Annotated in this window: 10 protein-coding genes; 3 read left to right on the top strand and 7 right to left on the bottom strand. The window is 49.0% G+C overall.

Features of this window, described 5'->3' with window-relative positions:
* Window positions 1–117: 117 nt before the first annotated feature.
* Entirely contained in the window at window positions 118–702 is a 585-nt protein-coding gene (locus IPP66_20625; GenBank protein MBK9927683.1) for a winged helix-turn-helix transcriptional regulator, read from the top strand.
* Window positions 703–708: 6 nt separating this feature from the next.
* On the opposite strand, the gene IPP66_20620 is transcribed toward IPP66_20625, so the two are convergent.
* Both IPP66_20620 and IPP66_20615 read right to left on the bottom strand, forming a co-directional pair.
* Window positions 709–1,422 (bottom strand): hypothetical protein, encoded by a 714-nt coding sequence (locus IPP66_20620; protein ID MBK9927682.1) that lies wholly within the window; start codon window positions 1,420–1,422, stop codon window positions 709–711.
* Between the two features lie 53 nt (window positions 1,423–1,475).
* Window positions 1,476–2,891: an FAD-dependent oxidoreductase gene (locus IPP66_20615; GenBank protein ID MBK9927681.1), complete on the bottom strand. Its 1,416-nt coding sequence runs from the start codon at window positions 2,889–2,891 to the stop codon at window positions 1,476–1,478.
* Between the two features lie 52 nt (window positions 2,892–2,943).
* On the opposite strand from IPP66_20615, the gene IPP66_20610 reads away from it, so the two are divergent.
* Both IPP66_20610 and IPP66_20605 read left to right on the top strand, forming a co-directional pair.
* Window positions 2,944–3,141, top strand: a complete 198-nt coding sequence (locus IPP66_20610) for a hypothetical protein (GenBank protein ID MBK9927680.1) — start codon at window positions 2,944–2,946, stop codon at window positions 3,139–3,141.
* Window positions 3,142–3,169: 28 nt separating this feature from the next.
* Window positions 3,170–3,367: a PspC domain-containing protein gene (locus IPP66_20605; GenBank protein ID MBK9927679.1), complete on the top strand. Its 198-nt coding sequence runs from the start codon at window positions 3,170–3,172 to the stop codon at window positions 3,365–3,367.
* 62 nt (window positions 3,368–3,429) lie between these two features.
* Here the strand turns inward: IPP66_20605 and IPP66_20600 are convergent, their stop codons facing one another.
* From IPP66_20600 to glmS, 5 genes are all read right to left on the bottom strand, one after another.
* Window positions 3,430–3,861, bottom strand: coding sequence for a cytidine/deoxycytidylate deaminase family protein (locus IPP66_20600; GenBank protein MBK9927678.1), 432 nt, complete (start codon window positions 3,859–3,861; stop codon window positions 3,430–3,432).
* Between the two features lie 97 nt (window positions 3,862–3,958).
* Window positions 3,959–4,492, bottom strand: coding sequence for a hypothetical protein (locus IPP66_20595; GenBank protein MBK9927677.1), 534 nt, complete (start codon window positions 4,490–4,492; stop codon window positions 3,959–3,961).
* Window positions 4,493–4,589: 97 nt separating this feature from the next.
* A complete protein-coding gene (locus tag IPP66_20590) occupies window positions 4,590–7,607 on the bottom strand; it encodes a hypothetical protein (protein MBK9927676.1) in 3,018 nt (1,005 codons plus the stop codon).
* A gap of 167 nt (window positions 7,608–7,774) precedes the next feature.
* Window positions 7,775–9,262, bottom strand: a complete 1,488-nt coding sequence (locus tag IPP66_20585; protein ID MBK9927675.1) for a Tad domain-containing protein — start codon at window positions 9,260–9,262, stop codon at window positions 7,775–7,777.
* Between the two features lie 402 nt (window positions 9,263–9,664).
* The gene (gene glmS / locus IPP66_20580) at window positions 9,665–11,506 is read right to left on the bottom strand and encodes a glutamine--fructose-6-phosphate transaminase (isomerizing) (protein ID MBK9927674.1); all 1,842 of its coding nucleotides are present in this window, start codon (window positions 11,504–11,506) and stop codon (window positions 9,665–9,667) included.
* Between the last annotated feature and the right edge of the window lie 108 nt (window positions 11,507–11,614).

Below are 11,614 nucleotides of genomic sequence, written 5' to 3'. Positions count from 1 at the left end.
GTATAATCATCACAGCCATATGACAACTTGTGGTTTCGATACGCAGTGCCACGCTTCGACTTCGCTATCGCTCCACTCAGCGCGACAGGGCTACTCAACCACCAAGGTGAACTTGAAATGATAACCGCCCGCCAGAAAGTTCTAGCCTACCTCACCAAGAATCGCACTGCTTCTGCGAGAGAGATTTCGCGTTCGTTGAAGATGTCCGCGGCGACGGTGAGACATCATCTTCGGGTGATGGTTGCGGATGAGCGGTTGGAAATGGAATCGGTGCGAGGGCGTGAAGGGCGAGGCAGGCCGGAGAAGGTGTATTCGATTCCCCGCAAGGTGTTGGGGGATAATTTGTCCGCGTTGAGCGAGGCCCTTTTGACGGAGGCAGGCTCAAAGTTAAAGATGGAAGCGCTGGCGAAACATCTGGCCGGGGATTCTGATTTTACAAGTCAACCCGTTGCCAAACGACTAGCCCTTGTCGTCCAGAAATTAAATCAGATGAATTATCACGCGCGCTGGGAAGCGGGTGCGACAGGGCCGAGGATCATTTTGGGGCATTGTCCCTACGCGAGCGTTGTTGGGAAGCACCCTGAGTTGTGTGATATGGATGTGAGTTTACTCGCGATCTTGGCGGGCAGCCCTGTTGCGAGTGAAATAAAATCAGAAACACAAAAGAGCGGGGTTTGCCCCTTTGTGTTTCTGATTCGTTAGCGGAAGTTATTGCACACAAGACGCATTGATCAGCGCTGGGGCAGGAGTGATCGTGGGGAGTATGACTTGCTCATCGGCTGTTAGAACAATGGATTGAAGGACAGCTTGGAAGTCGGGGGCATCGATGATGTTTTGCGGCGTGGGCGCGACTATGAGCAGTTTATCTGGTGCAAGACGAAAGATGAACAATTTTGTATGCGGGTCATTGGTGTTGACAAGATTTGAAAGGGTGACCACGGTTACCGTACGCGAACTGATCTGTTGTGTTTCGGCAGATACAAGCCCTGTTGTAGTTGGGTCGATAAATTGCACGTAGGCATCTGTCTCTGATTTTGCAGGATCAACACCTTCCATAATAACGATATCTAATTTGAGTGTGCCATTGGGCCACTCCCAAAAGCCTTTCTTTGAGTTCGCGTTGAAATATGCCTCATCATAATTTTTGATGATCATTACACCGCCAACTCCCTCTGCAGGGATCGGGCTAACCAGCCACCAACATGGGACAGCGAGTCCGAAGCCATATCTCGGATCGCGGATCGTTTTCCATACACTGGGAACAACGGGTATTTCAGGTTGTGATGGCTCTTGCGTTTGTGTTGGTATGGGGGAAGTTTCTTCAACAGTCGTTGATATAGGCTCAGGAGATGCGACTGCTGGGACACATGCACTAACGAATATTGCTATAACTAAAAGAAACACTAAAGATTTGGTTTTCATTTTGACTCCTTCATTTCAAAGGTGACGAAATGAAGGAGTCAAATGTTCCTTGACTAACTGTCGAAGCCCAGCCCGAGCCAATCCATGGCCCGAAGCCAGAGGTTTTCGCGGCCGCCGTTGCGATCCACTTTGTCCATGGACCAACGCGTGAGGTTGATGCCGATGGAACGAAATGGTTCAGGCGGAAAAGGAAGAGGTTTCGTTCTTACAAATTCGAGTTCGGTGCGTTCGGTCTTTCTGTTGTAGAGTAGATCAAGCATTACGTTTGCACCGAAGCGGGTTGCGCTTACGCCCAGCCCTGTGAAGCCGACAGAGTAAGCTGTTTTTCCATGATGTTCCGTCCCCCAAAACGGACTGAAACGTGAGCATGTATCAATGGCGCCGCCCCAGGCATGCGAGAACTGAAGCCCTTCGAGTTGAGGGAATGTCTGAAAGAAATGTTCAGCCAACCGTTCAAACTCTGTTTGTGATGTTTCGTGGGCAGGGCCAAAGCCGTTATTCCAATAATAGACCGCGTCATACCCACCCCAGAGAATGCGACCATCTTTGGTGGTGCGTGTGTAGTGGAATTGCCTGCTCGCGTCGCTGAGCCCTTCACGCCCATACCATCCAATGGAATCACGTTGGGCGGTTGTGAGCGGTTCGGTCATCAGGGCGTAGTCATAGACTGGTACAACGTAGTATGATAGCTTCTTGAACAGAGGCGGGAAGGCATTAGTTGCAACGGCAACGCGTGAAGCGCGAACGCGTCCATGAGGGGTATGAGCGATCACGCGATCACCATTCTCTTCGAGTCTTGTGACAGGAGAGTTCTCGTAGATCTGCACGCCTAAGTCAATGCAAACTTTGCGAAGCCCCCAAGCAAGGTGGGCGGGGTTGACCAATGAGGAATCGGGACGTTTCATGCCAGCGATAAAAAGCGGCGATTTGACGACTGCTTGCACCTCGTCACGGTCCATGAATTGGAAGTTCGTGTTGAATGAGGCGGCTTCCTCGATTTCCTCTTTCATCTCTTCGATGTGATGCGGCTCGGTTGCCATATCGATATCGCCTGTGCGGATGTAATCGCAGTCAATGTTGTACCGTTGTAGGGTCTCTTCGATCTCTTTCAAGTTCTGAAGCCCCAACGCGAACAAGGTACGAAACTCTTTCGGCCAACGTGAAAGGCCGTTCGAGAATCCGTGCGTGAGGGATGCGTCCATGAAGCCGCCATTGCGCCCGCTGGCGCCAGTGGCGATCTCACCGCCCTCGAGGATCACCACATCGCGCGCAGGGTTCTCCTCCTTTGCGAGAAGCGCTGTCCACAAGCCGGAAAAACCTGCGCCAATCACGAGCAGGTCAGTGGATATTTCTTTTGTCAGATCAGGGTGGGGGTCGGGACGAAGCGGGTCGTCCAGCCAGAAGGGTTTGTGAATTACGTTTGAAACTGCGTGGGTGGAAATCGGTCTTGTTAAATTTGAATAGGCCATACTCTCATAAGTGGTTTTATACCGCAAGGGTAGTTTTATTCGGGTAACCCGAATGTCAGTATTGTACCCGCGAGTGCAAATTCCGTCATCTGATACTTTGGAAGGCGGCGGGCCTCTCTTTGATCGTACGCTCCAAATCCCCGCCGCCCGCCTCAACCTGACCCGATACCTGCTCCTGTTTCGAATCACCCTTTCTCACTTCGATTTTTCCCTTGCTACTTTGCGCCCGCAGTTGCGTAAATACAATTGAAATCAAAGGAAAAATAGGAGTATAAAAAATGACCGTACAACACAAACCAGCTTTACGCCGTTCACGTAACAACCGCATGGTTGCAGGCATCTGTGGCGGACTCGCCGAATTCTATGGTATCAGTTCATTCTGGTTCCGCCTGGCGATGCTGCTTGCCTTCGTTCCGGGCGGGGTACCGGGGTTGTTGATCTACATCATCATGTGGGTTGTTGTCCCTAGTGAGTAAGTAAATCTAATAAACAAAAAAGCCACACATGTATCGTGTGGCTTTTTTGTTGCAAATTTCAATCATTCAGGAAAATATTCTTTTTGCGAAATTTCGATATTGGCGGCTTTAAGAAAATTCATGGCATTCTCATCATTGCGATAAGCGACACTGTATACGATCCGCGTTACACCGGCATTGATGAGTGCCTTTGTGCAATTGATGCACGGTAGGTGAGTGACATAACATGTCGAGCCTTTGGTAGAGACACCGTGTAATGCGGCCTGGATAATGGCATTCGTCTCTGCATGTATCGTGCGGACGCAATGTCCTTCCACCATGAGGTGACCGATCTCGTCACAGTGTCCCTGCCCAGCTGGGGACCCATTGAAGCCTGTTGTCAGGATGCGCTTATCCAGCACCAGTACACATCCCACAAAAGCACGGTCACAGGTGCTTCGCTCGGATACTGCATAGGCGATCTTCATAAAATATGAATCCCAATCTGGGCGCATAAACTCTCCTTATCTCTTCCACTATCTTATAAAGACAAGACCTGCTCAAAAGGGACAGGTCTTGTTTGGAGTACAAAATATTCGCGTTCTTATTTTTCTATGGGCTTGGCGTCTGCGATGGAGCAGCTACGGCAGGCTCCACGGTAACACCTAACAGGCGCGCCAACTCGAGGGTGTATTTGTCATGTAGGTCACGTGCTTGCGCAATACCCTGATCAACAGTAGCCTGGTCTGAACCACCCATAAACCCGATGAGGGTGTTGATGACCGAATTCATATGTGAAACTTGGTATGTACGTAATGTGGTCAAACAAGGTGGGGTGGGCTGGTCTTCTGTCTCACGCCTGATCTTTTGTAATTCGGCGATGGCATCACCAAGTTCCCCTTGTGGCCTGCTGGCCGCCAGCGATGATGCATCATCGAACTGACGCATATAAGTGTGGACCTTTTGTACCTCGGCCTCGATACTTTCTGCTCCACAAGGATCGGGTGTGCTGGTTATTGGGGCCACGGTTGCAGTCACAACTACATATTGAACTTCAGGACTTGTAGTTGTTGGAGCACAGGCATTAAGAAAAATAGCTGTCATTGCGATAAGCAAAAGAAACGAGATGTATTGTTTTGTTTTCATTGTGTTGTGTCCTTTAATGAATTGAGGAACAGCTTTTGGCTGTTCCTCAATTATAGCATCATGAATTAGCGGAATTGGTCAACTTGATAGTTGATGTTTACCACTTCTTCGCAAACGCATGCTGGGACTTATTGCAGGAACCGCCATGGTAGGAAGCTCCATGTCCATGACCGATCTGCGGTTTGTGGTGATTCCAATTCCAGCCCCAACCCCAGCCACCCCAACCACCATGGTTATTACCGCCGCCTGTGCTGGTACCACCACAGGAAGGATTGTAGAACAGGCTGCCGCTGGTGTTGTTAAGGTAGGTGTTGCCACTCTGGTTGAAGACGGGACTTCCGACATTCAAACCATACTGACCATTGTTCTGGAAATTGCTGGCATTGACATCGGTGCTGATCGTAGCACAGATCTTGGCTCCGTTGCCGCCGTTTTTAAGAGCGGTGACATTGTTGAGTGTAACGGTGGCCGCTGTGATCGTGAGACCGTTCGACGTTTTGTTGTTGTTGAAGGTGCTGTTGGTAACCTGCACATCTACAGCGTCAAGTGAAGCGCCAAAAGTACCATTGTCGTTAGCTGTGACGTTATACAGGTTGACATTGTTTGTCGTGACAACTTTCAGGCCGTATCCGGTGTAGGTCTTGCTATTGCATGATCCTGATGTGTAAGAAATGTTGCCAGAGAAGATGCTGTCACTGATTGAGACATAGCCATCCGATGTAATGTTCGCGCCAAACTCTGTGTTATTGCTGGCGTTGACCTGATAGAGCGAAGTGGTCTGGTTGCCGGAGCTAATCACTTCCAAGCCTTTTGCTTGAGCTGTGCCACCATTTGTATTGCTGAACGTGCCGTATGAGACGAAGACATAACCACCTTCAAGGTGAGCGCCAAAAGTGCCGTTGTCGTTGGCTTCGATGTTGATAAGGGAGATGTCTTTGTCGGTGGTGGACACAATCTGCAAGCCGTAACCCTGCGATGTACTTCCCTTGCACGAAGAAGTGTAGGAAATGTTGCCGTTAAAGAAGCCGTCGGTAATGGCTACTGTGCCAGCGGCGTTAATGTCAGCGCCGAACACCTTGTTGTTGTTGGCCTTAATCCCGATCAAAGCAACGTTGCCTGTTGACACAACCTTCAAACCTTCTTTATTGTTATTGAAGGAGTTGAAGAAGTTAGCAGTGCCTGCCGCAATGGCGACATTGGCACCCGTCAGGGACGCACCAAAATCGTAATTATTGGACGCTTCAATATTCGTGATGGTGATGTCACCAGTTGTAGTGACGATCTGTACACCATACCCACCGTTTGCAGTTTTACCCTTGCAAGAGTAGGAGTAGGAGTTGTTTCCATTGAAGAAACCATTGTAAAGGGAGACATCATCACCAGCCTGGATATTAGCACCAAACAATTGATTGTTATTGGCATAAACATCGCTCATAGTGACAAATGTATCGCTTATGATTTCCAAGCCTTTACCGGTGTTCCCTGCATCGGAACCATTGTTATTAAAGGTGCCGCCAAAGATGTAGACACGATCGCCATCCAAATGGGCACCAAAGAGATTGTTGTTCGATGCGTCAACATTGGTCAGGTAGATACCGTCAGTTGTGACGATCTTCAATCCATAGCCAGAGTAGGTTGTTCCCTTGCAGGAATAAGTATAGGACTTATTCCCGTTGAAGAAACTGTTGTTTACGGTGACAGAGTTGTCAGCCAGAATATCAGCACCGAAGAGTTTGTTGTTGTTCGCATTGACGGATTGAAGGGTGACATTTCCATCATTGGCGCCTGTTTTGTGACCGACGACCTTTAAACCATAGCCATTGTTGTTGAATGTGCTATAGCCTACTTTGACGTTTGTGCCTTCGAGATATGCGCCAAATTCATAGTTGTCATTTGCCTGGATGCCGTCACCTGGAACATCGCCGTAGTTCACGATGATTTCGCTTTGACTGACAACCTTTAAACCATAACCGCCGGTGGCAACTTTGCCCTTACAGCTATAGGAGTAAGAGACATTGCCAGAGAAGGTGCTTCTATCAATATAGACAGGTCCTGTTGCTTTGACATCAGCGCCGAAGATTTCGTTGAAACTGGCGTTCGTTTCAAAAAGGTCAACCTCTCCGCCGCTATTGATCTTGACACCGTATCCGTTAGTCTTTGTGGAGCCGTTGTTATTGAACTCACTGTTGAAAACGTAAGCATCGCCACCGGCATTAATGGTAGCGCCGCCGTTTGCGTTGTTGTTGAATTTCGAATCGTTTACTTGTACGTATCCATCTGCATTAAGATTTGCACCGGACTGGGAATTGGTGATTTCCACATCGGAAAGGGTGACATTGCTGTCCGAGTAGACCGTCAGGCCAGTTTGGTTATTAACTCCACTGATGCCGATGTTGTTAATCGTCAGCGAACCAACCCACGGGTTGGAGCTTGAGCCGATGATGATCGGGGCATTGAATGTAGTGGTGGTGTATTCCGGGAATGGAGTAGCGGGGTTTGTCGGATCCCATGTCGTGTCCCAACCGCCTTGCAGGGTCAGGTCGTAGTTGTTCAGGTTGGTGAATGTATAGTTATTAAAGTTGATTTGAGATTCACCGCCCAGATATGCACCTTGCTGGATGTAGATCGTACCTGCCTGTTGATAAGCCACATCACCTTCATTAACTTGTAAGAAGCTGAGAAGCTGATCGAAACTACTGTAGGATGCAGTACAACCGTTCAGTCCGGGAGTGGGATCTTGCCCGGCAGGGCACCAGATCGGATCGTATGCCGATTCGATCACATCGGCAGTTTCCTGTGATGCAAGCGGTAAGACTTCGCCTGCTGAATCCAAAACAGTTACCGTTGTATTCTCCGGTAGTTGCTCTAGAACGGTTTCCGCAGGTTGTATTTCTTCGGTGGAAACAGCAGGTACTGTATCTTCTGAAGGGGGTTGTACATCCTCTGTGGGAGTAACCACATCTGTCTCTGGTTGTGTATCCCCAGTGGGAGCGACCTCGGTCGTTGTCGGTTCGGTCCCTGTTCCATCGTCTGCATAGACGGTGGAAGTCCCAACAATGCTATAAAGCAACAGTGTTGTGACAGTCAAGGATAAGAAAAATGCTTTAAATGACATGTTTTTGCTTCCTTTCTTTGTTTTTTGACGAAATTAAGAAATTAGAGATGCCTTATAAGGGCATCTCTAATTTTACAGCCTAAATAAAGCTAGTCAACAACGAAAAGGTTACAGGGGCTATCTTTTTTGCAAGTCAAATTCCAGGTTTTTATTAAAAAGTTACAGTGTTATTTGGTTAACTCGATGGTTGGGTTGTTGGGCGGATTGTAGTTGTCTGCAGGATTGTACCAAATGTCCACGTTGGTGCTACCGTTAACCTTGAACGTGTTTGCGATCACCTGTCCGTGGAGTTCAAAACCGGAACCACCATTGTATGTAACATCACTTGACGGCGCCATAACCGTACCATACCATTTGTCACTTGTGCCTCCATTGAGATTAAAAGCACTGGTATTGCCCCATGGCATATGAAATAACAAACCAGCATAAGGATCTGGTGATGCTGGTGCATGTATATTGACTTTCGACTGCGAGTTGATATCGATGGTTCCACTCTTGTTGTATATATATGTGTCTGTGGAAGTAAATACTCCATTTTGCATCGTAAAATTGCCAGCCCCTGATGAGTAGAAGCGGAAGCGGGGTGAGGTGAGGGTGCCGGTAGTCCTGAAAGTGCCGGTCGTTACATATACCTCGAGATCCGAAAACGTATTTGCAGACCCGGTCAGGTTCAGAGAATTACCGCCCAAGACTACTTTGTTCGAACCTGTCCCTGTTAGATTGGCCTGACCATTCAAATTCAGGCCGCCTTCGAAACAGTAGGTTCCATTGCCATTGAGAACGCCATTACTACCGGAATCGACGGTTTGTCCCCCCACATATCTACCGGGCGGGAAAATTTTGTTGCCTCCACTGACTGTGGCAGTTACTGTAGGCAGGGATGCGCAAGCTGGCGGGGATGGCATGGTGGGCACACTGGCAAATGTGCTGGCATTGATCGTTTGTTGAGCTACTGGGCAAGTGTATGTGCTGCCATTCTTAAAGGTGACGGTGCCACCTTGGTTGTAACAGCCACCGGCAGATGCTACATTGCCTTCATATGTCATGGTTGAACTGCCATTGAAAAAGACGGATTGTGAACCGGTGCAGTTGGTAAATGTTCCGGCGCCGTGAATATAAATGTTCGCATTACCGTTGACCAAAAAACATTGGTTGGAATTGTCGCTTTTTGTGGCTACCATTCCCGCGTTGCCAAAAGACCAGCCTGAGGAAGTGCTTCCCTGTACGCGGGCGATAGCTTCCACAACATTCGTTACCGATTGTCGTCCAAGAACGCGACCGAACGTGAGAGGAACGATCGACGTTATTTTTACTCGAATATATTCGGATGTGGCTGCGCCGGTGGGGAGTCCTGTACAAGTGACCCCGCTTTCATTGCAGAGATTTACTTCAACTGTACGGCCATTGACTCCCGTTGTATAGCCATTGCTGGTTGCACGAGTTGCGCCCACAGTTTTGTAGGATGTGGCAGTGGGGTTGTTGATCTTATCGAGGGCCGCCGCCAATACTGCTGTATCTGCCGCGTTCTGTGCGTGGCGTCGATCAGAGAAAGCTCTACCACCATCCACTGCCAGGGCGGTGAACCCAATGAGCGCTACAACCCCAAATGCAATTAAGATCAGCGCCTGTCCTTTTTGTGATTTCATTTTATTCATTCTGAACTCCTTTTTATCAGTCGTGCATGACTTATTCATTATATAAGCAAAATATGAGGCCTTCAATAATTAGTTGGTTACAGCTTTCTAGACGACTGATTTTTGTTCAGTTTTAATAAATCCGTAAGGGATTTTAATTCAATCTTTCTGATTCACTATGTATTTTGGCATACAATTCTGATATGTCTATCCCCCCCTATTTGTACTAAATGGCTTTTTAGCCATTTTTCGCTTGTCGACATTGTATTTGATACACAAATTGGGACGCGCGGGTAGGATGTATGATTACCCCAAATTAGGATATAGATAGACGCTGATTTTCGCTTTTTATCAGTTTCTGGATGGAGTTTAAAAGCAACACACCCCGATTAATTTCGGGGTGTGTTATGTTTCATCTACAACTTACTCTACTGTTACACTCTTGGCCAGATTACGTGGCTGGTCTACATCAAGCCCACGCAGGGCGGCGATGTGGTAGGCCAGCAATTGCAAGGGCAGGACCGTGATGACCGGGGAGAGCATCCACGGCGTTTCAGGGATCCACAACACGTGGCTGGACATGTCCCGTACCAGTTCATCTCCATCGGTTGCGACGGCGATCACGATTCCATCGCGTGCCTTGGCTTGCTGTATCTGCGAGATCATTTTCTCGTGCCAGGGGTCTTTTGGCGCCAAACAAATCACTGGCATCCGCTCATCAATTAAGGCAATGGGGCCATGTTTCATTTCCCCGGCCGGGTATCCCTCAGCATGGATGTAGGAGATCTCTTTCAACTTCAACGCACCTTCATATGCAATGGGCATGTTGATGCCGCGCCCCAGATACAAACAGTCACGGATGTCTTTCAGAACATGAGCCACAGCCTCCACATCGCTTTCTCGTTCGAGGGTCCGGCCCACCAGGTCCGGGATGAGGCGCAGGTCAGCGACCAATTCTTTGCGAGTCTTCTCATCGATCACCCCGCGCATATCTGCAAGTAGGATCGCCAGCATGTATTGATCCACCAGAGGGGCGGTAAAGGCTTTTGTTGAAGCGACCCCGATCTCAGGTCCGGTTTGCATCGAGATAAATCCATCTGCCACACGAATGGCTTGTGAGCCGATGGCATTCACAATGCTCCAAATGATCGCCCCTTTACGACGTCCTTCTTCCATGGCCGCAAGCGTATCGGCTGTCTCGCCAGATTGCGAAATGGCCAACACGACGGTCTTATCATTCAGGATCGGATCGCTATATCGGAATTCGGAGCCGATCACCACTTCCACAGGGATGCGCGCGATCTTTTCGATCAAATACTTTCCGACCATACCCGCATAGGCCGCCGTGCCACAGGCAGTGATGTAGATCTTCTCGATCTTTTGCGCAAGTTCTTCAGTCAGGTTTAGATCGGGGAGACGGATTTTTCCGTTCACAAAATCTACACGCCCGGCGAGCGTATCCGTTAACGCACGCACCTGCTCGTGGATTTCTTTCTGCATGAAGTGGCGATACTCGCCCTTCTCTGCTGCGATCGGGTCCCATGAAACAGTATGTACCTGCGGTTTGACCTTTGCCCCATCCAATGTTTCGATGGTCACGGTGTCGCGTGTCACAACCGCCATTTGTCGCGATTCCAAAAAGATCACATTACGCGTGTGTTCCATGATGGCGGGTGTATCACTCGCGATAAAGTTTTCACTTTCGCCCAACCCGAGCACAACACCACCTGCGTTCCCGATACGTGCTGTCACGATCTTATCGGGCTCATCTGCCGACATCAACACAACAACATTCGCACCGTGGATCTGGTTGAACGTTTTGCGTGCGGCTTCCACGAGTCCAATGCCTGTGGCGAGGTAATGTTCTACAAGATGTACAATAGTTTCTGTGTCAGTATCCGATTGAAATTCGACGCCTTCTGCGATCAACTCATCCTTGAGTTCAAGGAAATTTTCCACGATGCCATTCTGCACAACGACCACGCGCTTTGTTTGTCCGAGATGCGGATGAGCATTACGCGCGTTCGGCGCTCCGTGGGTTGCCCAGCGCGTATGACCGATGCCCGGTGCGCCATTGATGGGGGATTTGCTTACGAGATCAATTAATTGGGATAACTTACCCGCGTCTTTCCTCACTTCAAGTTGGTCGCCGTTGATGACAGCGACTCCAGCTGAGTCATAGCCGCGATACTCCAGCCTCTTCAGGCCGTTGATGATGATCGGTGTCGCATCACGCGAACCGATATATCCTACGATTCCACACATGGGTTCCTCCGAATTTTTATTGTCAGTGCGAACGCCATAAACACGAAGCAATCCCCAGCTTGGTGGGAGTTGCTTCGTCGCTAAGAACGTTCCTCGCAAAGACGAAGT

The organism is Candidatus Defluviilinea proxima, assembly GCA_016721115.1.
Classification (GTDB): domain Bacteria; phylum Chloroflexota; class Anaerolineae; order Anaerolineales; family Villigracilaceae; genus Defluviilinea; species Defluviilinea proxima.
Note: the sequence above shows the minus strand (reverse complement) of the source record. Positions and strands in the feature narration are given on the sequence as shown.

Excerpts from the sequence above, each read along its gene's own strand:
- IPP66_20605 (MBK9927679.1), top strand. The coding sequence starts at position 3,170 with ATGACCGTACAACACAAACCAGCTTTACGCCGTTCACGTAACAACCGC.
- IPP66_20585 (MBK9927675.1), bottom strand. The coding sequence starts at position 9,262 with ATGAATAAAATGAAATCACAAAAAGGACAGGCGCTGATCTTAATTGCA.
- IPP66_20600 (MBK9927678.1), bottom strand. The coding sequence starts at position 3,861 with ATGCGCCCAGATTGGGATTCATATTTTATGAAGATCGCCTATGCAGTA.
- glmS (MBK9927674.1), bottom strand. The coding sequence starts at position 11,506 with ATGTGTGGAATCGTAGGATATATCGGTTCGCGTGATGCGACACCGATC.
- IPP66_20590 (MBK9927676.1), bottom strand. The coding sequence starts at position 7,607 with ATGTCATTTAAAGCATTTTTCTTATCCTTGACTGTCACAACACTGTTG.
- IPP66_20595 (MBK9927677.1), bottom strand. The coding sequence starts at position 4,492 with ATGAAAACAAAACAATACATCTCGTTTCTTTTGCTTATCGCAATGACA.
- IPP66_20625 (MBK9927683.1), top strand. The coding sequence starts at position 118 with ATGATAACCGCCCGCCAGAAAGTTCTAGCCTACCTCACCAAGAATCGC.
- IPP66_20610 (MBK9927680.1), top strand. The coding sequence starts at position 2,944 with ATGTCAGTATTGTACCCGCGAGTGCAAATTCCGTCATCTGATACTTTG.
- IPP66_20615 (MBK9927681.1), bottom strand. The coding sequence starts at position 2,891 with ATGGCCTATTCAAATTTAACAAGACCGATTTCCACCCACGCAGTTTCA.
- IPP66_20620 (MBK9927682.1), bottom strand. The coding sequence starts at position 1,422 with ATGAAAACCAAATCTTTAGTGTTTCTTTTAGTTATAGCAATATTCGTT.